This is a genomic window from Alteromonas sp. R7 (assembly GCF_055755235.1).
The window spans coordinates 50,498-72,942 of sequence record NZ_JBVTQX010000012.1; the positions used below are offsets into that span (position 1 = coordinate 50,498).

Sequence of the window (22,445 nt, forward strand, 5' to 3'; positions counted from 1 at the left end):
ATAGTGCTTAGTTTAGAAAACATCGTTATTTATCGCGATGACAAGCCGCTGCTTCAGTTAAGTGCTGAGGTAGCAAAGGGAGAAGTGCTGACCATTATGGGACCTAGCGGCGCAGGTAAGTCTACTTTACTTCAAGCCATCGCCGGACAGCTTCAGGCCCCCTTTAGCGTTACTGGACAAATTAAAATTAACCACGTGGTGATAAACGATATCGATGCGCACCTTCGCAAAGTGGGCATTATGTTTCAAGATGCGCTTTTATTTGAACACATGACCGTGGGCGAAAACATTGCGTTCGCTATGCCTGATAAGGCATATAAAAACAAGCAATTGAAACACGACGCCATAAACGCGTTATTAGTGGCCGTCGAACTTGACGGCATCGCTGACCGGACTGTGAATACGCTCTCTGGTGGTCAGCAGGCCAGAGTAAGCCTTATCAGAACGTTAGCTTCTGAGCCTGATGTGGTATTGCTTGACGAGCCGTTCAGCAAACTAGATGTAGCCCTTCGAAGTCAAATTCGCAGCTGGACGTTTTCGCAGCTAAAAGCACGTAATATTCCCGCAGTATTAGTGACACACGATAAAGATGATGCGCTAGCCGCAGGCGGCAACGTCATAGAAATTTTATAGCGGTATTACATAGGTGCTGCCGAAGGTAGTACTGAAATAGTAAAAAAATACTGCAGAGCGAGTAAAGAGACATGTCATGTTAGATGCCAAAGTTACCCCTTTTATAAAGCCACTTTTAAAACCGTTGATAAAAGCGCTAGACAGCAAGGGTGTTACCCCAAATCAGGTTACGCTTGCCGGGTTTGTCGTCGGTATTCTTGCGTTTCCCTTTATTATTCTTAACTGGTGGAATATGGCGCTAGGTTGCATCATATTGAATCGTGTTTTTGATGGAATTGACGGTGAACTGGCGCGCTATCAGCAAAGCAGCAGCAGTGCGGGTGGTTTTTTGGATATTTGCTTAGATTTTCTATTCTACGCTTCTATTCCTTTGGCGTTTGGCATTGCTAACCCTCAAGAGTGGGGCATGCCAGCTATGGTGCTGTTAGCTACTTTTATTGGCACTGGCAGCAGTTTTTTAGCCTTTGCCATTGCAGCAGAGAAGTTTCAAATAGATAGGCCCCAGTTTGCTAACAAAAGCTTTTATTATATGCAGGGGTTAACCGAAGGCACTGAAACCATTTTGGTGTTTTTGGCGTTCTGTATTTGGCCGCAGTATTTTGCAACGCTTGCCTATGTGTTCGCTGCAGCTTGTGCCGTAACAGTCATTACTCGCATAGCAGGGGGCTTTTCTACGCTTCACAGGGTAGAGCGCGACGCTGCAAAGTCAGAACGCACAGTGCCTTCTTCAGGTTATGAATGATGGTGAAAGTTCTCGTTGCAGTAAAAGTAATCTGAATTTTGGAAGTAATTAACGTGATAAAGGTAATTTGCTTTGGATAATACCGCGATTATTCGCTTAAGCGTATTTCTTGGCGTTTTTGTGCTTATGGCAGTACTTGAAGCACTGTTGCCAGCGCGAGAAGCCGTGCTTAGTAGGAAAACACGCTGGTTGGGTAACTTGTCCATGGTGGTAATGGGGGCGTTGGTATCGCGTATTTTGCTTCCGGCCACACTCGTTGGTGTGTCTTTATGGGCGCAGCAGAAAGGCATAGGTGTGTTCAACGTTTTACTGGATGCCGTGCCGGCTGATGCTTCAAGCTCCAATCAACTGCTAAACAGTGGTGAGCCTCTCAGTAATTCTTCAACGTATCTTGTTCATATAGCCATCGTAACCTTAAGTGTTTTACTACTTGATATGCTTATCTATTGGCAGCACCGACTTTTTCATACCGTGCCTATGTTGTGGCGCTTTCATAAAATGCATCATGCCGATAGTCATGTCGACACCACTACAGGCCTTCGCTTTCATCCAGTTGAAATTGCTATGAGCTTGGGGATTAAAGCCGCGGCGGTAGTGATACTAGGCGTGCCAGCTATTGCTATTGTTATCTTTGAAGTAGCGCTAAATGGCTTTGCCCTTTTTAATCATGCCAATATTAGGTTGCCACAAAAGTGGGATGATAGAATTGGGCTTGTGCTAATCACACAGCGCTTACATCGCATTCACCATAGCCAGGCTAAAAATGAATCTAATTCTAACTATGGCTTTAGCGTATCGTGGTGGGATAGGCTGTTTCATAGTTTTACGCCTCGCGCTGCGTTTAGCGACGAAACATTGCCCATTGGTCAAAAAGACGTGCCAGCCACTAAGAAGAACGCAAGTATCATTGCGCTTTTACAGCAGCCATTTAAAAAGAGGTAGGCATCCCTGCCTTTTTAGATGGGTTATTAACAGCCGAGCGCAGCGGTTAAGCCTCCTAATCCCCCTTCAACAGCATTTTCTTTATAGCTTGGTAGTGACGGCATAATGTTTAGACCTGTTCTGGATTCAACTTCATTAACCGTTACCTCAGTTGCGCAAAAGTTATCACTGCGAGCTGCGTTTTGCTCTAGGATGAAAGCAGAGGCTTCCACCCAGCCGTTAACATCGGTAATGACGACTTTAAAATATCCACTAGGAATGCTGTGCGACTCATCTGCCTCTGGCAGAGTAGCGAAATACCACTCATATAACGGTCCAGAAACCACATAGACGTCTTGCCCAGTTCTCACTACATCACGCACCGCATTTTCTAGGTCCACCCAAGGACCTTGGTTTAGGTCTGAATCTTGAGGTGTAATGTTTGATAAATAATTTAGCATTTGCCAATCGGCTGTGTTGCTGAACGAAGCAAGAGGAACTTGATGGCCGCGGTCAGTACCAATTGTAGCCCATGCTCCGCTGTAATCGTTCGGCTCTAAAGTATTCGCAGAGTTAATTGAAGGATCAGCTTTCCAATTACGACTTCTTGATGGGCCGTCAATAGTGCTTGGGGTTACATGATAGGCCACCCAGTTGGCGAACTTTGTTTGTGCATTATTGTTGAGGGTGTAAATGGAACGGGTAATGGTTTGTCCAGATTGACCGGTGGGGCAGTTGTAAACACAGTTATCAGCAAACGCATTAAATGCGCAAATTATTAGTGTGAACGCGATGAGCTTTTTCATTATATTTCCTTTTGTTTTTAGACGCCTGCGTTTTACAGGCTGTACCAAAGTACAGGTCTAAAATGTCAGGAAATAGTACCTAATGTTACAAAGAGTACAAAAACAAATACCTATGTTTGAAAACGCGATTAGCAGTGGCTTTTCTTATAATGCCCTGGCTTGTTGAACGAGCCGACGAAGCACGTTATCGCGCAAGATATGCTGGCAGAAAATTATGCTCAGTTGTGTAAGAATTAGTGTTAAGAGCTTCGCCAAGCATTTACTCGGCGAAGCTCATAGGAGCGCCCGTCGTTAAAGGACTTTGGTTTACGTTCTCTCGGGCATATCGACGTTATTTGGGCTGTAACGTCAATACCATCTTACCAATGTGTTTTTTCTTCTCAAATTCTTGCTGCGCTTGGTGTATTTCACTTAGTGGGAATGTGCTCGATACAAGTGGTTTAATATTGCCTGCTTCGATGTGTTTTACTAAGTTGGCAAATACATCATGTCCTAAAATAGTGCAGCCTAATAGAGTTAAATCTTTCAAATACAGAGTCCGTACATCCAAAGAGACGTCGTGACCAGCAATTGCGCCCGACGTCGCGTAGCGACCAAACGGTTTTAGGATCTCAAGTAGCTCAGGCCATCGTGGGCCAGCAACAAGGTCGATAACAACGTCGAACGGCTCGCTTTCTGCCATGTGTTGCCAATCTTCATCACGCAAAACGGTCTTGTCGGCGCCTAATGCTTGTATGGCTGATTGCTTTTGTTCGCTGGTTACTGCAACAACATAGGCGCCACGTGCTTTAGCGAGTTGTACGGCAGCTGAGCCTACGCCGCCCGAGGCACCGGTTATAAATACTCGCTCACCTTTTTTTACGTTAGCTCTGTGCAGCATGTTTTCGGCTGTAGAGTAAGAGCACGGGAACGAGGCTAGTTCCACATCTGTCATCGTTGAATCTATTGCATGGGCGTGGCGCGATGCGACTTTAGTAAACTGTGCGAAACCTCCATTGCATTCCGAGCCGAAGTACCAAGGGGTACTTAGCGGTTTACTGTCAACTTCTACCAAACAAGGCTCAATGATGACGCGTTCACCAATACGTTCTTTGCTCACGTTATTACCCACAGCGGTAATATAGCCACATACGTCGGCGCCTTGAATTAGAGGTAGGTTTAACGCATTGCCGGCCCATCCAGCATCTTCTGCATTGTTGTCGCCTTTGGAATACCAACCTTTTCGCGTATTTAAGTCGGTGTTGTTTACCCCCGCAGCGCGTACTTCAATAAGTACATCGTTGTCGCTGAGTGTAGGCAAAGGTATGTTTTCGTTAAATGTAAGCGCGTCGAGATCGCCATGTTTAGTTAACTGCACGCCGTACATTTCATTTGGCAATGATTTCATATTGTCCTCCAGAATTTTTGCTTTAGACGAGAAAGGTAATGGTTGATGCAAGTGCTAAGAAGGGCTAATCAAGTAGCACTGTTAGTGCGCCTTTCGCTGCGGTTAACGCTTTATCACCAATCGTTGGCCATGCTGATGACATGCCCTCATGTAGCAGGAACACGCTGTTTGAAAGGGCTGGGTCTTCGAGCTTTTCATTCAGCCACGTTAGCACCGCGTGTTTGTGGTTGTTCACAGCGGTTTCAATTTGAAGATTATTGGGGTAACTCGCCAAAGCCTGCAATGACATGCAACCTCTGGGAGCGAATGTCGTTAGCCACACCGACAAGCGTTCAAATATGTGGTTAATTGCTTCGTTACGCGTCGAGGGACAGTTTTCTTCCAGAAACGCGATGTAACGGCTGTGACGATAGTCAAGCGCGCCAATAATCATGTCTTCTTTTGAAGGGAAGTATTTGTACAAGGTTTTTAGTGTGGTGCCGGTGTAGTCCTTGAGTTTAGCCACATTAGGCTCTGCGAATCCGTAAAGGGCAAAAGCTTGCTCTAGTTTCGAAGCTAACTCAAATTGTTTGGGCGCGGTCATACCGGGTCTCCTCGAAAACGGTTGTTATTTTCGTCTGCTTGGCACATCGCTTGTTAACCAATTAAACAGATGTTAAGTAGAATGAATATTCTACTCTAGGGTAGAATAAGTATTCTACTTAATCAACAGCCGCTATACGTTCTTTATTATATTTTGCTTTCCGTTACGAAATTTAGTCACATGTGAATTTGTGATTAATAATAATCACATTTTGCTGTGTGATTGTTTTTGAATTTGAGGTGGTAGCGTGTCATAGTTGACCCCTGAACGGAAAAAAGTGTCTATTGAAAGCAGAAAAGACAACGCGGCGCATAGTGAAATGACAAGAAAGAGTGCTTTAACAAGCAATACAAAAAAGCGCGCTGGTGTGATTACCGGTGACGTCTCCAACTCTCAGTCTTATTCTGATGCTGAATTCAGAGAGATAATTGCTACGCTGAGAGAGCGTTTAACATACTACGCCGAGTACTACGGTGGAGACTTTGATATTTATCGAGGAGACGCATTCCAGCTAGTTGTTGCACAACCACAGCATAGCATTGCAGCCGCAGTTGGATTGCGGCTAGCTCTTAAGGCGCACGCTTCAGGTGTGGACGTGCGAATGAGTGTTGCTGTGGGAGAAGCGCAATTTCGCCCTTCAGAAGTAAAAACTGGCACTGGAGACGCATTTGTGTTGTCAGGACGAGGGTTAGATAACATAAAGCCGCACCATCTTACTTTTTGTAGCGGTGAACAAACACTCGACGACAAAACGCAGCTCTTAACACGTTTTGCCGACGCGCATATCAATGGACTGACACAAACCCAGTCGCAAACCTTACTCGCGTATCTTGAAGCCACGGATAAGAGCCATGAAAGTGTAGCGGCCATACTAGATAAGAATCGCAGCAATGTAAGTCGAATTCTCAATGCCAGTAACTATAAACTGATAGCAGAATATCTCGACTATATGGAGAGAGCGCTCATGTTATGGGTTCAAGAAGGAACCTCATTAAAAACGGAACAATTGACCAAGGAAGACTAACGTGATGACGGGTTATACAAAAAAAATAATGCTTGCAACAGGAGAGCCACATGCTTGCTGAACCTCAACTGCTGGTGGCACTCGTGTTAGCGCATCTATTAGCAGACTTTTATTTTCAACCGTTTACCTGGGTACAGCAAAGAAACGAACGACACGCACTGGCTTTGCCCTTATACCTACACGCAATCATACACGGTATACTCGCGGCAGCAGCAATGTTCTTGTTTTCATCAACGATAAGTATCGCAAGTATAGGTATTGGGGCAATTGTAGTCGCCGTTTCTCACTTCAAAATTGACGTGATTAAATCGTATTGTAAGCAAAACACTACATCTTTTGTTGTCGATCAAATAGCGCACATTGTCGTGATCTTAGGCGTATTTTTGTATGCCACCAATCAGTGGCGCGAGGCATTGGGACTACTTCAGCAAATAGGTACATCGCATCTATTAGTGGTCTTGGCCTATTTGGCGGTACTCAAGCCCAGTTCAGTTATTATTAAACAGCTGCTGTCGCCTTGGAGCGATGAAGTACTAGCTAACAAAATGCCGTCTTCTCACCCCAATGATCCGCCCACAATAAGTACAGAGGCACAACAAACTTTATCACTGGCAGGTCAGCGAATTGGCTATTTAGAACGTGTACTCATGTTAACGTTTGTGTTGTTAAATCAGTTTTCTGCCATAGGTTTTCTTATTGCGGCTAAATCTATATTTCGCTTTGGCGACCTCACTAAACACCAAGACAGAAAGCTAACTGAATATGTACTTTTGGGCACCTTCACCAGTGTGGCGATGACCTTTGCCATTGGCTTGGCATGCGCAGCGGCATTAGGGCAGTTACCTATAAAGTCTTAGCAAGGGCTTTATTGAGTAGGTAGTGTCCAAAGTAGTTTATTCTACGTACTGTATTGTTTAATGAATTGACTTGGGGTAATGCCTTCGTGATTTTTGAAAACACGACTGAAGTGAGATTGGTCATTGAATCCCAATGATAACGCGATGTCGCTCATGGAATGAGTATTCGCGAGTAAGTATTTTTTACTTTGCTCAACACGGTATTGGGTAATAAATTGGTACGGTGTTTCCCCAACACTCTTTTTAAACTCTCTTAAAAAGTGGAACTTGCTGCAAAAAACGAGTTCGGCCAGCGCATCTACGCTAATGGTACTGCCTATATTTTCTTTGATGTATTGCTCAATCTTATCTATCTGTGACTTGCCTATTTTGACACTCTTTGCAGAGGCATCTTGAAGGTCGCGGTAATTTGAATAATTTTGGATATAATGAGCAGAAAGTGCAGACAATAAGTTACTTAAATAGGCTTTCCCATTACGACCCTTTGCTTGTGTCTCTAATAACAGAAGCTCAATTAGCCCCTTTATGGTCTCGTCTTCCACGTTGTAGTTGTTCAGAAACTGCAGCTGTTCGTGTTCTACCTTAAACGGACATGCGTCTAGAAATACACGTTCTTCAACCGCTAAAATAACAAAATAACAAGGCTCGGATATGTTGTGTGTAAACGGCGTTTTAGGTGGATTAATCCAAATGTTTCCCGGACTGGTTTTTAAAGAAACCATACTTCCATTCGCTTCTATGTTCCAATTCAGATCGCTTTCAAGGGCGAGTGCGAAATAGAAATAAGGGGTATACACATTTTGAGGGTAAAAGTGAGGCGACTTTCCTTTCTCTAAAATGATGCCTTTCCAATCGAGACCGTCGTTTGAAAACGCAATATCTAGTACGTCTTTGCACGATGAAGGTTGATGTGTCGCATGATCAAAAAAGGCTAAACGTGACTTCAAGCTTTATGTTTCCTTTAGCAATAACCTACAAATAATTAGCATTAATGTGCAATAACTAAGGCGCACTATTTCATATCCTGTGCTCATTGATTACCCACTTAAAGAGCACAGCCAAATGCTTAAAACTACCATAACAGTAATTGCACAGTCACTTTTGATATCGCCACTGGTCATATTACAACCTGGCATATCACACGCTCAGCAACCATCGCAAACAGACGCGTTAAACCAAGCCCGAGTAGGCATTGAACAACTAAGCGCTAATCACGCGCAGTTAAGCAGTGAAAACAAAAATAGTCATCGTCAATACAACCAGCAAGGATTTCAAATGGAAAATATCACGTTAAACACAGAAGTGGGCAACTTGGCTGCAAATTTATACCTGCCAAAAGGTATTACTAATCCACCAGTGGTCGTTGTTACAGGTGCATGGACATCAGTAAAAGAGCAAATGCCAGCTGTTTATGCAAAGGCACTAGCCGAGCGAGGCTACGCTGCTGTTACATTTGATTTTAGAGGTTGGGGAGCGTCAAGAGATACTGATGACAACCAAACCGCGTACCTTGAAGATCCTGTTCGTAAAACGAAAGATATACAGGCTGTTATCAAAGCGCTATCAAACGTCGCGCAGGTGGACAACAGCCGTATTGCTGGCTTGGCCATTTGTGCCTCAGCGGGCTATATGCTTGATGCTGCGGTTCAAAATACTCAATTAAGCCAAAATACACGGTTAGGCGCGGTGGCAGTAGTGGCCCCCTGGTTACATGATGAAGCAATGGCAACAGCCATTTATGGCGGTGAAGAAAATCGCAATCAATTACTTGCGTTAGCAGCGGCAGAGAAAGACAAATCCAAGCCATTAGTTATTGAAGCGGCAAGTTTAACCAATGAAAACGCCTTGATGTACAACGCACCTTACTACACTGAGCAATCACGAGGTTTGTTGCCTGCCTACGATAACAAATTCAACGTGACGTCATGGAGCGGTTGGCTTAATTACAATGCGCAGTTAAGTGCATCAAAACAGACAATACCGGTTTTAATGGTTGCATCAGAAGCGATGGCGCTGCCACAAGGTGCACATCAGTATTTGGAAAACGCGACTGATTCGGTAATTGCAATTTGGCTAGATAACATCAATCAATTTGACTTCTACGACCAACCTGAAGCCGTTGAAAAAGCCGTTAACGCCGCAGTTTCTCACTTCGACAGCGCATTGTAGGGCGAGTGTTTACCTATTAAAGGCTCAGAAATGAAATTTAAAGCCATAATTTGTGTCATGTTAGTTGGAGTTTTTACTATGGACCATGCCGCCACATCCCATTCGAGCCGGGATAAAGACATTGCAAGTATTCACAGCAACCTTAATAGCTTTTCAGCATTAGCTGACAACAATGCTTATGAATACTTAACCTTACTGTTTGCCCCACATGTAACAACAGACTACACCAGTTTGTTTGGGGGCGAAGCGGTAACCCAAAAACGTGAGGTCTTGATGCAAAACTGGGCGGCTTTCTTGCCTGGTTTTGACAAAACATTTCACAACTTGGGAAACCCAAGTATTAATCGAAAAGAAGATATAGCGTTTGCTAACGTGCCATTTACTGCCAGTCATTGGCTAGGGCATGATGGTTTTTGGCAAGTTTCGGGCATCTACCACTTCACTTTTAGAAAGATAGAAGGGCAATGGCTGATTACTTCAGTGACACTAGAAAAGAGAGAGGAGGCGGGCAGTCGCGATATTTTAGCGATTGCGCCAGAAAATGCGAAAGACCGCTTGGCGGATCTGCAGCAAGTTAAAAACGATACCCTAGCGGACTGAAAGCAAACAAGTTACTAACGCCTGTTGAGATTTGATGCACAGTAAAAACCAACAGGCGCTAGCGTAAAACTGCGTGTTTTTCTTCAAGAAAGTCGATTAAGGCCCTAATTCTTTGAGCCTTTTGACTATGTTGCTGAAAATACATAAACAGCCCTGAATAAGGAAACCAGTTCTCTTTAAGTACGGGAACAAGCTCGCCAGTTTCAAATAATTCATCCACCATAGGTTCAACAATTCTTCCTATACCTAACCCTTTTTTGGCAGCATCAATCATCAAATCTGTATCGTTGACTACCATAGCAATCGGCATTGAAACACTCACAGCTTGCTGGTTTTGCCACAGATGAAGTGGCGCAAGTTTGTTAGAGGTAATAAAACGATATTGAATGAGCTTGTGTTGCTGAAGGCTATCAATAGACGAGGGAAGGCCATACTTTTTAGCGTAGTGAGGTGAGCAGAACAAACATTCTCTAGTGGCATTAGTTAATCGCTTTGCCACCATGCCTTCTTCTATCCTATCACCAAAGCGAATACCCACATCCATCCCATCGGTAATCAAATTTACGGCTGCATCGTTTATCGATACCTCAAGCTTTAAGTCTGGATAGCGCTCGCAAAACTCTTGGTAATAAGGCGCCAAAAGCTGTTGGAAGGCGAAGCGAGGAGTGGTAATACGAACCGTGCCCCTAGGGGTATAGCTAAGGGCGTTGACCTCTTCAAATGCAATATCTAACGTGTCGATAGCATGATGAGTTTGCTGCTTAAGTAACTTTCCCGCATCGGTTAATTCAACTCTACGCGTGGTTCGATTGAACAAAGGAACGCCCACACTTGCTTCTAGAGATTTAAGCGCGTGGCTTACAGACGGCGGTGCCATTTCTAACTGGCGAGCTGCGCCACTAATACTGCCTTCATCGGCAATAGCATGAAAAACAATAAGTTGTTGAAATGTGGTGCCGTTCACTTATAGCGCCTCTTGAAAGTCTAAGTGACAAATTGGTCGAAGGGTTTCAAGCCCCAAATTATATCTAGAATTTAATTGTTAGTTTTAAACTAATAATCTTTGAGTTAATCATCATCTAAAACTAAAGGTCATTCAAGCATAAAATTCTATCTGTTCACTTTGAACCAACCATAAAATTATCACGCAAAGGTAGAAGTAATGAGTAAAGTATTAGTTATCTCCGGCCATCCTAATTTAGACCAGTCCAATGCTAATAGCGCTATTTTGCAAAGCCTGACTAAGCGCATAGACGACATTGAAGTTAGACGTTTGGACACCCTTTATTCTAACAACCCAATTGATGTAGAGGCAGAGCAAAAAGCCTTGCTTGGAGCTGAGGTAATTGTGCTGCAGTTTCCTTTCTACTGGTATTCTGTACCAGCTTTACTTAAGCGCTGGATTGACCAAGTATTTACTTATAATTTTGCGTTTGGCCCTGAAGGAGACAAGCTGGCGAATAAGCACTTTTTACTGTCCATTTCGGTAGGTGGCCCAAAAGAGTCTTATGGACCGCTAGGCTATAACCATTTCAGTGTGGAAGAGTTCTTACGCCCGCTAGAACAGCTCGCTTACCTTGCAAAAATGCAGTACCACAAGCCAATTTACAGCCATCGCATGGTGTACATTGAAGGTGTTTACAACACGCTTTCAGACGTTCAGGCCCGTGGTGATCAACATGGTAAGCGGGTAGCCGATGCTATTGATGTTTTGATGAACTCTCCAGAATTGCGTATTAAACAGTTTGTAACGACGTGGTTTGGGCAGTTCGATCAATTACCGGCGTCAAGTGAAGCGTTTCTACCGAATCTCAGCGAGGAGGTTGTCTGGCAAGCGCCAGAGGGACGATTTCAAGGCCATGCTGGATTCAACGACTGGTACGCGTGGGCACGCAAGACGTTTAAACCTAACTGTGAGCACCGTGTAGATCAAATTGATATCAAACCCGATGCTGATTCAGCGAAGCCCAATGGATTTATAATAGACCTTCGAATTAACCTTCGCGCTGACACATTTGAATCGTCTGACTTTAAAGGGGAATCGGTTGAGGTACAGGTAAAAGAGCGCTGGCATGTGCATATTGATACCGAAGGTAAAGTAACCATCGACAGTTACGTTGTTAGTCCTTTGTAGGGATTAACAACGTGCTAAAAACTCAAAACCAGAATTTAAAACCAAGGCAAAAAGCATTTAAAACGTTAGGCGAGACAATGAATAAACCTATCCCAAATACAAGAAAAGCGTATCAGTCTCTGGCGTTAATTGTGCTCTCTGGCATGGGCATTACCGCTTCGTTTAGCGAAGCCGCGGTAAACGAAGCAATCGGGGCGCTCTATTCAAGTAAGTTTGAAAGCAACATAAATCAGAACCTAACACCGCTGCACAAAGCAGTGTGGGATAACGATATACAACGTGTTAAGGCACTTATAGACAGCGGCGCAGATGTTAACGGACTCGATAGATTAATGGGAGTAGCGCCGCTTCATCTGGCTGTTCAAGGAAGAAACTTAGACCTTGTTAAACTGCTTGTGAAAGAGGGAGCATTCGTAAATTTGCAGTCAGTACGCCTGGGCGGAACGCCACTGCTATTGGCCGTGTGGCACAGAAATATTCCCGCGGTGGAATATTTATTAAGTTTGCCCGACATCGATACCACCGTTATTTCAGCGGCAGGCGCTACAGCCCTTGGGTTTAATCGAAGCGGTACAAAAGCAAACGATAAAGCGTTAAATGAAGATGTTGCCACTATTAACGCGCTATTCGCGGCTCATAAAGCAAAAACGCTGCAGCAAGCGCAAGAAAAAGCAGCCATTTATATGATCGTTGCTAACCAAGCGCTGTCTGAAGAAGAAATGGTAGCTGAAATAAAAGTGCTGCTAGAAAAAGGGTATGACGTTAATGCGGTTGCGCCCGTATTGAAACAAGGCAGTGATTTTCATAGCGCGCTGCTGCTTGCAGCGATGAAAGGCTACCTGAAAGTAGCAAAGCTGTTGCTAGATAACGGCGCAGATCAAACGCTTACCGGCGCCTACATGGCCGCAATTGCTTTACACAAAGCCGCATATTTTGGGCGTGCAGACATGCTGACGTTACTTAGTCAATATCCTGGCTTTCAGGAAGTGCTTAACGCGCAAGGTCCTAACAACGGGTATACACCGCTTCATGACGCAGTGTGGCATGGGCATTTAGAGGCAGCGAAAGTATTGGTGGAAGCAGGAGCTAGGTTAGATTTGAAAGGTTATGATGGCAATACACCAGAGCAGCTTGCAAGGCAAAACGGTTATTCTATGATTGCTGAATACCTAGAAAATACGCGAAGCAAGCGTGGAAATGCCCCGCGTAAGTGAGCTGAAAAAAGCGTACTAATCTGTAACGCTAAATTTTGACGACGTTCTTACGTATACAATGGTTTCGCTTTGGTTTGCGTTTTCAAAAGAATGGTGTGCGGCAGTTGATGATTCAATATAACTTCCTGCGTTTAATTCAATCTGTCTGGAGGCGTTGTTTTGGGTATAATTGAAACTTCCCTTGATAACCACTGCCTTAAATTCATCACCATTAGATTTTATTGAACCTTTAAATCCTTTTGGAAGCTTGACAAGGGTGCCGTATACACTACTTGTCTCGCCCCACAAATAGGCAACAGAAACACCGTCGGCCGCTATATTTACAAGGTCGCTTTTTTGCAGCCACACCATATTGTCTGCGTGAACGTTGATTGGCCTTTCACCGTTGTCAAAATGTTCTTTTGATGGCTTTACAAGGTATGGGCCTTCATCAATTTCCAGGTAAATCAGGTTGGTTTTGTCGTTTGCCGCAGTGGTGTGATTTTCACCTGCTGGCTGGGTCCAAAACGAACCTGTTGGCATCCACATCTTTGCTGCGTTTGGATCGTCATTGTGCATTTCACCTTCAATCACAATACCTCTATAGGTTATGTTGTGAATGTGCGGTGGCGATTCAAAGCCTTTGTTAAATCGCACTAACATCCCCGTTGCCGTGTCTTTTGTTCGGTCTCCCCACAAGTCTGCTGCCCCGGGGCTTTTGTCGCCACGGGCTGGGTTCAAGTAACCCCATTCTACATCCTTGGCTGCAATAACTTTGTCTTGTGCTTGTGCGCCGGGTACAAGAAGAAAACAGGTGCTCAATAATAGCGATGCTATTGTAAGTTTGTTTCGTTTCGTTGGTTTCATTCAAACCTCCTTTTTGTTGGTCGTAGGTTTTATTTAACAGGCAGGCACAGTCTATTATTTCGAATAAGTCTCATAAACGACCAAAATCAATAAAGACTTTCCTGAAAATGTGGATAATAGAGGTGATCCATTTTGCTTTGTCTTTTTCGCCTTGAAATCAAAAGAGTGAAATAAACGTTGAGGGAAGTATGAAAACCGAAGACCTGTCTGTGTTCGTAAAGGTGGCTGAAGTGGGCTCGATAACCACTGCTGCGATAAAACTTGATATTAGCTCATCTGCTGCAAGTATGGCGGTTAAACGTCTAGAAGAGCAGCTTGGCGTAGCGCTATTCGTGCGAAGTACACGCAAAATTCGATTGTCACCTGAAGGAGAGCAGTATTTGCCTATGGCAAAGCAGGCACTCGACACCTTACAGCAGGGCCTTGCATTAGTAACAGAGCAGAAGCAGAGTATTCATGGTGAGCTTCGCATGGCGATGTCTTCGGAAATGGGGCGCAACCTAATGCGTGAACTGCTAAATAAAGTGCAGCGCGCAAATCCAGAACTTTCATTGCGATTACATGTGAGCGACAGTCGGGTGGACTTCTACCGCGATGGTGTAGATGTAGCACTTAGAGCCATGACAAAAGAAGCGGTTAAAGAATCGCAGATGTATGGTTTTAAAGTGTGCAATATTCCGCATGTGATTTGCGCGTCTCCCGATTATTTAGAAAGAAACGGTGAGCCTACAACTTTGACTGATTTAGCGCAGCACAACGCACTTCTTTATAAGCTCTACGACCAAACCCACAATACGTGGGAACTTATCAACGAGGGCGAGAGAGTTAAAGTGAAAGTGAACAGTAATCGCGCTGTGAATGACGGTGATATTGTTCGGCGCTGGTGCGTAGATGGAGAGGGGATCGCTAAAAAGTCATGTATAGACGTTGCGGGGGATTTACTGAGCGGAAAGCTGCAGCGTATTTTGACTGGTTACCACGTACCGCTAACTGAAATGTGGCTCATGCTGCCTAGCCGGCATCTTATTACGCCAGCGGTAAGATTAATTAGAGATGAACTAAAACAGGTTATTGAAAGTAAGCGTCAACGTCTTATCAATACATATATTTTGACGGAGCGAGAGTGGCCTGTCTCCAATGAAATTTGAGCTCGTTTTTAGATACTCATTTGTTTCGATGCTAAGTGACTAAAAAATAAACTAAAAACAGAATCTTATAATTGAAAAAAAGACTGGAATATCCTTTAATAGTGCTCGCAAGGGATTGCGACATTTCAATAGTACACTCAACTATGCAGGACGGCATGGTGAAGTCTCGTCATGTGCAATCCTTTGTTTTCATAAAAAAAGCTTCAGTTCTAAATATTTTAGCTAAAGCGAAAAACAGAGAAAACACATGAATGCAAAACTATTAGTTCCATCTTTATTAGCAGTTTCACTTCTTACTGCGTGTGGTAGTACACCACCCTCGCCAGAAGAGCAGGCAATGGCGAACCAAATGAAGCAAGCGTTTCTTGCGAAAATTCAAGGCATGTCCTTACCTGTTGCTGCCCAACAGCAACAGCAACAGCAAGCTGCACCCCAGCCAGAAATCGTTATCAGTGCGACTGAACTTACAGCACAAAAACAGAAAATTGACGAAACCGGCGGAGCAGCGATTTTTTATCGTAAGAAAGATGGCATCATGATAGATGGGGAGATGTTTAATGACTTCGAAGGACAAGTTGCCAACTTCGGAGGTAATAGGTTTACTGGTGAGTTTACCTATGCGGTAGAAAATTTCGATGGCTCATTTACACTCAAATATCACAAAGCCAAATCAACTGAAGCACCTATAAAAATTGCAACGGTGTGGAAGCGTGGTGACCGGTATGAAGTAAAAACAGTTACCGGAAAAACTGCAACAGGTAGTAGTGTAATTCCTACTTCAGACGGTTTTATTATTGGCCGTCCGGGGTCTGCTTTTCGCTATTTTATAGACAATGATAACGTAAAAAATATTACACTTTTAGATAACTACCACATCGCTAAACATCAGAAGGGCGATGCTGCATCTACAGGTTTTATTTTGTTAGAGAAAGATCCTCGAGACAAAGGCGACAGTGTGGGCGGATTGCTAGACTCCTTTAAAGAAATAGGTAATACGTTTGGACTTAACAAGTTTGATGACTATGTTTTAGTTAGCCTAGACGGGAAGACCATCGTTCCAATGGATGTTGGATTAGGAGGTAAGGATGTTGCAGAATACTCAAACTGCGAACGTCAAAATGCTGTGATGAACAAGTGCGAAAACGTGGATTTCAAAGAGTCGCTTTACACAAAACTTGGCTTACCTAATTACAGTCACTATTTCTGGTCAATCAATTGGGTACAAACGCAGTCAGGTCCACTGGCTATATACAGAACGTCGACGAAAATTAAAATTGTCGATATCAACAATAATCAGGTTCACACTGCATTTTCGCGCACCTTAGGTGTAAACGAGTTTGATATCATTGAAAACGCTGACGGAACTACTGGTATAGAAGCAAGACTCGGATTTTCTAAAGAGAAAATTAACGATATAGAGTCATTTATCAAGAATAATACGTCTGACATCGAGCCAATCCAGACTTTACAAAACTCTTAATTTACACAAAAATTAAACATTCAAAAGTCGTAGTAAGGAAGCGGTAATAAGTCCCGCTTCCTTTTACGTTAAATTCTAGACCTTAAAAGCGATAGGCGGCGGTAAGCCTAAAGCGTTGAGGCGCGCCAGGTTCAACCCACACATCTGCGAAAGAGTTAGTATAAAACTCTTCATCAAACAGGTTATCTACTGCAACTTTAACTGACAAGTTTTCTACAGGCTCTATTTCAGCAAACGCACGAACCGTGGTGTAGCTTGGTAAGTAGAAGTCGGTAGCGGTTTGACCTAAACGCTCATCAACATACAACAGTCCTGAACCGATACGTACTGGCATATCAGCAAATGTAAGTCCCTTGCTCAACTGAATGCTCAATTGGTTTTCTGGAACGTTAATTAAAGGATCGCCAGATTCAATGGCTGCAACAAAGTTAGCATCCGCCGCATCGTTTGTACTTTCAGCATCTACGAAGGTGTACGACACCCAAAGCGAAATATCATTTTCAAATTCAGCGTTAATGTCTAACTCAACACCACGGCTACGCGCTTCGCCAGCAGGGGTTAAGAAGAAGCCGTCAGACGCCTCAGGGCTATCATCATAAACAAGGATGTTACTTTGCTCGATATTAAACACGGCGAAGGTGATATCACCCCGTATAGTATTAAACATTGATGTGAGGTCGGCTTTAACACCAATTTCCGCAGACTTCGATTCGTTAGGTTCAAACGGGTTTCCGGCGAAATCCGACCCCGTCAGCTGACGGAAACCTTCACCGTAAGTTGCGTACACACTTGTGGTGTCATCAAACAGATAAACAGCACCCACTTGTGGAGAAAAGCGTGTGTCGTCTTGTGATGTGGTACTTACAGGTGACGCCAGGCGATTATCAATTTCCTGCTCGAACTTATCGAAGCGACCACCCAGCCTAACTTGGAAATTATCAGTGATGTTGATTTGGTCTTGGAAATAGATACCCCACGCTTCCTGAACTTCAAAACGGTCCAAGTTGTCAGACAATTCCACATCTGGAAGTGGTGAGTAATCCGGATTAAAAATATCGACCACTAAGTACTGTTCTAAGTCCAAGTCGTTAATGTCAGTATCGCTTGAAAAGAATGGCGGGCGATAGCGCAGAATAATCTGGTCATTTTCAAACTTATCGTAGTCAGCACCAATAATCACGCGATGTGATAGCGACCCAGTATCGAATTGTCCCGCTATTTCGCCGCGTAAAACGAAGTAATCGGTTTGGAAATTACGGTAGCGCTTAAAACGAGACAACAAGGCTTGATTACGATCGATAAATAACGTTTGGCGACCATCAAAGTTGTTTTCTAATGCATTACCCTCGAAAGTGGTATCGCGTAAGCCAGCACCCAAAAGCAGGTTCCATTCGTCAGCAAGTTTATGAGAAATCTCAATTTGATGACCAACCACTTCCGTATCGATGGTGTCGCCATTAGGATCGCCAGTAAAGGTTTCAATTGGCTGATGGCCCAACTTACCATCGATGGCCACTACGCCACGGTCGAAAGGAATTTTTTGCTCGGTGTATTCGAGTTCGTACGTAACCGTGGTGTCTGCTGATGCTTCCCACGTAACCGATGGATAAAAGCCAAAACGCTCAGTTTCTACTGTATCGCGGAAACTTTCAGCATCTTCATAAAAGCCTACTAAGCGTACACCTACATTTTCAGTAATGCCTGCAACCGATTGTACATCAGCCTCAATGCGCTTCTGCGACCAGCTTCCGTAAGTTGCTTTAATTTCACCACCTTGACGAAACTGGGGGCGCTTTGTAACAAGGTTTACCGCTCCACCTGGTTCACCGCGACCAAACAGCGCAGCTTTAGGGCCTTTTAATACTTCAACATGATCAATGCCAGAGAGATCACGAGGTCCGCCAAATCCGCGTCCTGCGTTAAAACCGTTTACCAGAAACCCGCTAGGTAAGTTTTCGTCACCTGAAAAACCACGAATAGCAAAGCTGTTCCAAAGGCCACCAAAGTTATTTTGCCTTGCTACCGAAGCGGACAGGTCTAAAGCGTCGTTAAGGTTTATAGCGCCTGCATCATTGATGAGACCAAGGTCGATATCCTGCGCTGCTGCCGGCACTTCTTTATATTCAAATGCCCCTTGATACGCACGGTGCATACCATGCACCGTAATTTTCTCTACATCCGCTTCCGATTGAATATCAGTATTTTGCGCATTTGCAGGCGCATTCAAAAGCGTTGCGATAGAAAGGGCGAGGGTAGATTTTACCCAACTAGTCTTCATTAGTGTTTTCCTGTGTCTTTCTTATTTTTGGTGAAAATTGAGGTAGCTGTTTAAAACTGGCCGATGAAAACTCCGGGGCTTCAAACAAGTGATGATAGTAGAATTTGCGCAACGACGCATGAAACTCGCGAACATTATTTTCGTAGTTAACCATGGCTTTAACATCGGTATCAGCCGCACTCGTTAATAAGCGTTGCGTTAACAAAGACGGGGATAGCAGAGCAACATAGCTTGCAATTTTATCTTTGCGTAAGGTGGCGGCTTGATAAGCCTCTGAAAGTTCCTTTGCCGTTTGGTCGCCAACTTGTTGAAATGCGTAATACCACTTCCAATTAAATGAACTGTCTCGCTGTGGATCAAAGTCGGTTTTATCCGCCCACTGTGGGTGAGTTTCAATAAACGCTTCCCATGTTTGTTCAACAGGTTTGTCCCATGCACTGTTAACGGCTTCTCGCTGCGTGAGCACAATGTCGCCGCCCTCAGGTGTATCGACCGACGCATTAATTATGGTGTGCCCGGTAACTGGCACAATAACCGTTGTGACAAGCCATACGCCTAACATGATTGAAGCTAGGTGCGTGGCGCTGAAATTGGCAAAACGCTTAGCAGCACCTATAGCAAGCACAATAGCGCTCCAAACAATTATGCTGCCAATGACGATGGTACAAATCGTTACTGTTTGAAACACAGACGCGCCATTCACTACACTAAAGGCAATAAACGGAATAAGTGTAACTAGTGCCAAGGGCACCAGGGTTACCAATACGCGTGATGACCAAATAGCATGCGAATTGCGTGCGGTTACATTAAGTAAGTCAAAACGGCGGGCTTCGCGTTCCTTCGCTTTTAAGTCGTAAAGGAGCAAAATGATAAACAGAGGCAACAGCACACTGGTAACGAAAGCAAAGTCAAAACGCCCTAAGAAAGCAAGCTCCGGATTGTCTGTATCGCTTTCATAAATCTGACCTTCTAGCGCTAGCATTCTAATACGGTGCTTCCACGGAAACACATCGCGCTCTCCTACGGCAGCAAACGCCAACGGCGAGGGCGGGGCATAGGTCAAATGAAAGGCGTAATAGGCTACCATGCCATAATTAGATTGGTGAGTAAGGACAGCGTTGCGCTCTGTTTCATCTTTATCTAACAAGCGCTCAATAGTGGCTTGCTGTTCTTGCATTTCCGAATAGCCAGACCACAACGACACCGAGCTTAAAAGAAACACGACCAAAAGCGTTAGTTTTATCTGACGATGGCCAAATACGAAACCCGCTTCTCGTTTAATATCGCTATAACGCATCATGGATTTAATCTCCTAACTGCAGCTTGAAGAAGTAGTGCGGTAAGTCCCATCCAAAGCAACAGCTGAATAAAATAAATCAACGCGTTACTGATGCGTGTGCTTCCTGCTTCTGGTTTAAAATCAAACTCTGCTAAGATCGCCCAGTTATCTGCGCCAACCACAGCTTTGTCTGCTGCTTCTTCACTGGCGTTGCGGTTCATATCTAACTTGTAATCGAGTTTTTCAGCGTGAACCTTGTTTAAAGCCTGAACAAACTCAAGTCTCAGCGTTTCCGCTTCCCTTAAAAAGCGGTGGTGTGTCTCGAGGCTAGTTCCCGCAAGGATCGTAGAAATAGAGCGCACCGCAACCGTAGGCGAAAGCCAGCCAAACTGCCGTGCTATTTGGGCTTGTTCCAACTCTTCGGTCATGCGGGTTTCAGCAAACTCATTAAGCACTTTGGCTTGTCGACCTTCGGAGTACTGGGCAACAATGCCCCTGAAGTTAACGGGTAAGTCGTCAACTGAATCTACATTGTATTTAGCTAGTAAATCTTCTTTTAGCTTTTTGAATGCAGGATCGTTAACGTCATGACCGTCACCTAAACTTCTAAGTTTTTCTTCCACTTTGAAATCGGCTTCAAGTTTTCCCATTGAAGGGGCAATGTTTGTGGCAACGCTGCTCCCTAAACGAGGAAGCAACACACAAGCGCTCATCCAAATGACAACAAGTACGGTGAAGCTAACGCTGCTTTTCTCAAATATGGCCGAGCACGCAGTGACTACCGTGGCCCACAGTAAAAAGTAAACCACATAACTAAGGCAAAAGAGTATTACGACAAGTGCACTTTCGTTTGAAAACGCGACATAAAGACAGGCAAACAGTAGCGGGAGTAAAAATAGGCTGCTAGCGATTACGAGAGCCAGAAGCTTCCCTAAGAGCAATTGCCAACGGGTGGTGCCTTGAGAAAGCAGTAAGGTTAGCGTGCCGGCTTCGCGTTCACGTGAGACGCTGCCGTAGCCAATTAGAATAATAAATAAAGGTGCGAGAACCAAAGCTAAAAAGCTGGGTGTTAAACTACTAAAGCGTGTAAGCCCTGCGGATTGGCGCTGCTCGGCGAACATCGCACTATTTTGGCGGTGTCCTTCTAAAAATATAGCGTTCCCCGTGTAGGTATCAACACCCGGTTCAATTACGCTCAGTGGAGTGGGGGCACGAAATACATAATGACCATAATGCACCATGCGATGAGGGTGCTTGTCGGGCTGTGCCTCAAAGCGTTGTTCAGCTTCTGTTTGAAGGTGGTCTCTGGTGTGGGCAGCCTCATCGATGTGAAAGGCGTTAACTACCAGTGCAGCTATGGTAAGCATAGCGCCTAGCAATAAAACGGTCGCTGCTACTTTTGTTCGCAACCAATAGCGCCACTGTTCAGCACAAATGATTTTAGCAACATTCAGTATCATACATTACGCCCTGCAAATGCTGCGTGAACGGCTTCAGTATCTATTGGCGTATCGCCAGCGCGCTCGAAGGAACCTGTGAGTTTGCCATTACTTAAAAGCACAATTCGATGGGCAACTTGGCAGGCACCATAAACGTCGTGGGTAACCATAAAAATAGTAGCGCCACCCGCTGCCAGCTCTGACACTAGCGCATTAAATTCGTCGATGGCTGCTGGATCTAGCCCAGATGTAGGTTCGTCTAAGAACAGTACAGGCGCATTGCGCAGTAGGGCCAAGGCAATTGCGGTCTTCTGACGCATGCCTTTTGAATAATTAGATAGCGCCTTATTCCACGAATCTTCTTGAAGTGCGACCTTGCGAAGTGCGGCGAACATATCGTCGTCAGACTTATCGACTCCAGCCACTGACAAGAAATAACGAATGTTTTCTACGCCAGAAAGATGGCCATATAAGGTGACAGACTCGGGTAAGTAGGCAACAGACTTTTGAACTTGGTTTGGCTGGTTAGAGGCATTATGCCCTAATACAGTGGCGCTACCGCTACTTGCCTTCATAAGCCCTAAAAAAGTTTTAAGGGTGGTGGATTTACCTGCGCCATTTCCACCTAAAAGTGCAAATACTTCGCCTTTTCCTACATTAAAATTGAGATTGTCTAGAAGCGTGCGATCGTCAACACACACGGTAAGCGCATCCGCGCATATCACTGAATTTGTTTGCATTGTTTGGAGAAGCTATACATTAGAATCGTGCTGCAATGTTATAATATAACTATCTAGATGGGAATAGCTTTTATTTAGGTAGTGTGTGTTTTGTTTTAATTAGAAACAATTTACAAATTTCGGAAGCTGAAACGAAAAAGGCCTGCCGAGTGGCAAGCCTTTGGA

General features: G+C 44.3%; 21 protein-coding genes. 11 read left to right on the forward strand and 10 right to left on the reverse strand.

Annotated elements, in window-relative coordinates; translation table 11 throughout:
• Window positions 1-3 precede the first annotated feature (3 nt).
• The 3 genes from AC0J2X_RS17205 to AC0J2X_RS17215 all read left to right on the forward strand — a co-directional run bounded on the left by AC0J2X_RS17205 (window position 4) and on the right by AC0J2X_RS17215 (window position 2,317).
• Window positions 4-633 carry an ATP-binding cassette domain-containing protein gene (locus AC0J2X_RS17205; RefSeq protein WP_462586243.1) on the forward strand — a complete coding sequence of 210 codons (630 nt, stop codon included), beginning with the start codon at window positions 4-6 and terminating at the stop codon, window positions 631-633.
• A 76-nt stretch (window positions 634-709) separates the two neighbouring features.
• Window positions 710-1,375 (forward strand): CDP-alcohol phosphatidyltransferase family protein, encoded by a 666-nt coding sequence (locus AC0J2X_RS17210; RefSeq protein WP_462586242.1) that lies wholly within the window; start codon window positions 710-712, stop codon window positions 1,373-1,375.
• Window positions 1,376-1,447: 72 nt separating this feature from the next.
• Complete coding sequence (locus tag AC0J2X_RS17215; RefSeq protein WP_462586241.1) at window positions 1,448-2,317, forward strand: sterol desaturase family protein; 870 nt, start codon at window positions 1,448-1,450, stop codon at window positions 2,315-2,317.
• 26 nt (window positions 2,318-2,343) lie between these two features.
• Here the strand turns inward: AC0J2X_RS17215 and AC0J2X_RS17220 are convergent, their stop codons facing one another.
• The 3 genes from AC0J2X_RS17220 to AC0J2X_RS17230 all read right to left on the reverse strand — a co-directional run bounded on the left by AC0J2X_RS17220 (window position 2,344) and on the right by AC0J2X_RS17230 (window position 5,072).
• Window positions 2,344-3,102, reverse strand: a complete 759-nt coding sequence (locus AC0J2X_RS17220; RefSeq protein ID WP_462586240.1) for a DNA/RNA non-specific endonuclease — start codon at window positions 3,100-3,102, stop codon at window positions 2,344-2,346.
• 331 nt (window positions 3,103-3,433) lie between these two features.
• The gene (locus AC0J2X_RS17225; protein ID WP_462586239.1) at window positions 3,434-4,489 is read right to left on the reverse strand and encodes an alcohol dehydrogenase family protein; all 1,056 of its coding nucleotides are present in this window, start codon (window positions 4,487-4,489) and stop codon (window positions 3,434-3,436) included.
• Between the two features lie 64 nt (window positions 4,490-4,553).
• Window positions 4,554-5,072 carry a TetR/AcrR family transcriptional regulator gene (locus AC0J2X_RS17230; RefSeq protein ID WP_462586238.1) on the reverse strand — a complete coding sequence of 173 codons (519 nt, stop codon included), beginning with the start codon at window positions 5,070-5,072 and terminating at the stop codon, window positions 4,554-4,556.
• A gap of 277 nt (window positions 5,073-5,349) precedes the next feature.
• Here AC0J2X_RS17230 and AC0J2X_RS17235 point away from each other — a divergent pair, with 277 nt between their 5' ends.
• Window positions 5,350-6,096, forward strand: coding sequence for a hypothetical protein (locus AC0J2X_RS17235; RefSeq protein ID WP_014979171.1), 747 nt, complete (start codon window positions 5,350-5,352; stop codon window positions 6,094-6,096).
• Between the two features lie 50 nt (window positions 6,097-6,146).
• Window positions 6,147-6,953: a DUF3307 domain-containing protein gene (locus AC0J2X_RS17240; RefSeq protein WP_472996235.1), complete on the forward strand. Its 807-nt coding sequence runs from the start codon at window positions 6,147-6,149 to the stop codon at window positions 6,951-6,953.
• Window positions 6,954-6,994: 41 nt separating this feature from the next.
• On the opposite strand, the gene AC0J2X_RS17245 is transcribed toward AC0J2X_RS17240, so the two are convergent.
• The gene (locus AC0J2X_RS17245; protein WP_472996236.1) at window positions 6,995-7,900 is read right to left on the reverse strand and encodes a helix-turn-helix domain-containing protein; all 906 of its coding nucleotides are present in this window, start codon (window positions 7,898-7,900) and stop codon (window positions 6,995-6,997) included.
• A gap of 115 nt (window positions 7,901-8,015) precedes the next feature.
• On the opposite strand from AC0J2X_RS17245, the gene AC0J2X_RS17250 reads away from it, so the two are divergent.
• The gene (locus AC0J2X_RS17250; RefSeq protein WP_472996237.1) at window positions 8,016-9,122 is read left to right on the forward strand and encodes an alpha/beta hydrolase; all 1,107 of its coding nucleotides are present in this window, start codon (window positions 8,016-8,018) and stop codon (window positions 9,120-9,122) included.
• Window positions 9,123-9,200: 78 nt separating this feature from the next.
• Complete coding sequence (locus tag AC0J2X_RS17255; protein WP_472996238.1) at window positions 9,201-9,722, forward strand: nuclear transport factor 2 family protein; 522 nt, start codon at window positions 9,201-9,203, stop codon at window positions 9,720-9,722.
• Window positions 9,723-9,780: 58 nt separating this feature from the next.
• Here the strand turns inward: AC0J2X_RS17255 and AC0J2X_RS17260 are convergent, their stop codons facing one another.
• Window positions 9,781-10,686, reverse strand: a complete 906-nt coding sequence (locus AC0J2X_RS17260) for a LysR family transcriptional regulator (protein ID WP_472996239.1) — start codon at window positions 10,684-10,686, stop codon at window positions 9,781-9,783.
• Window positions 10,687-10,884: 198 nt separating this feature from the next.
• Here AC0J2X_RS17260 and AC0J2X_RS17265 point away from each other — a divergent pair, with 198 nt between their 5' ends.
• Both AC0J2X_RS17265 and AC0J2X_RS17270 read left to right on the forward strand, forming a co-directional pair.
• On the forward strand, window positions 10,885-11,856 hold the full coding sequence (locus AC0J2X_RS17265) for an NAD(P)H-dependent oxidoreductase (RefSeq protein WP_472996240.1): 972 nt from the start codon (window positions 10,885-10,887) through the stop codon (window positions 11,854-11,856).
• A gap of 77 nt (window positions 11,857-11,933) precedes the next feature.
• A complete protein-coding gene (locus tag AC0J2X_RS17270) occupies window positions 11,934-13,070 on the forward strand; it encodes an ankyrin repeat domain-containing protein (RefSeq protein ID WP_472996241.1) in 1,137 nt (378 codons plus the stop codon).
• A gap of 15 nt (window positions 13,071-13,085) precedes the next feature.
• Here AC0J2X_RS17270 and AC0J2X_RS17275 read toward each other — a convergent pair whose 3' ends face one another.
• A complete protein-coding gene (locus AC0J2X_RS17275; protein WP_472996242.1) occupies window positions 13,086-13,916 on the reverse strand; it encodes a DUF4437 domain-containing protein in 831 nt (276 codons plus the stop codon).
• A gap of 188 nt (window positions 13,917-14,104) precedes the next feature.
• Here AC0J2X_RS17275 and AC0J2X_RS17280 point away from each other — a divergent pair, with 188 nt between their 5' ends.
• Window positions 14,105-15,064, forward strand: a complete 960-nt coding sequence (locus AC0J2X_RS17280; RefSeq protein WP_472996243.1) for a LysR family transcriptional regulator — start codon at window positions 14,105-14,107, stop codon at window positions 15,062-15,064.
• A gap of 247 nt (window positions 15,065-15,311) precedes the next feature.
• Entirely contained in the window at window positions 15,312-16,544 is a 1,233-nt protein-coding gene (locus tag AC0J2X_RS17285) for a hypothetical protein (RefSeq protein WP_472996244.1), read from the forward strand.
• Between the two features lie 82 nt (window positions 16,545-16,626).
• On the opposite strand, the gene AC0J2X_RS17290 is transcribed toward AC0J2X_RS17285, so the two are convergent.
• Genes AC0J2X_RS17290 through AC0J2X_RS17305 form a run of 4 tightly spaced genes read right to left on the reverse strand, consistent with a single transcriptional unit; the run spans window position 16,627 to window position 22,280 of the window.
• Window positions 16,627-18,822 carry a TonB-dependent siderophore receptor gene (locus tag AC0J2X_RS17290; protein WP_472996245.1) on the reverse strand — a complete coding sequence of 732 codons (2,196 nt, stop codon included), beginning with the start codon at window positions 18,820-18,822 and terminating at the stop codon, window positions 16,627-16,629.
• Complete coding sequence (locus AC0J2X_RS17295) at window positions 18,812-20,122, reverse strand: DUF3526 domain-containing protein (protein WP_101564422.1); 1,311 nt, start codon at window positions 20,120-20,122, stop codon at window positions 18,812-18,814. The genes AC0J2X_RS17290 and AC0J2X_RS17295 overlap by 11 nt, the downstream gene beginning before the upstream one ends.
• Window positions 20,119-21,561, reverse strand: coding sequence for an ABC transporter permease (locus AC0J2X_RS17300; protein ID WP_472996246.1), 1,443 nt, complete (start codon window positions 21,559-21,561; stop codon window positions 20,119-20,121). The genes AC0J2X_RS17295 and AC0J2X_RS17300 overlap by 4 nt, the downstream gene beginning before the upstream one ends.
• Complete coding sequence (locus tag AC0J2X_RS17305; protein ID WP_472996247.1) at window positions 21,558-22,280, reverse strand: ABC transporter ATP-binding protein; 723 nt, start codon at window positions 22,278-22,280, stop codon at window positions 21,558-21,560. Before AC0J2X_RS17305 ends, AC0J2X_RS17300 begins: the two co-directional genes overlap by 4 nt.
• Between the last annotated feature and the right edge of the window lie 165 nt (window positions 22,281-22,445).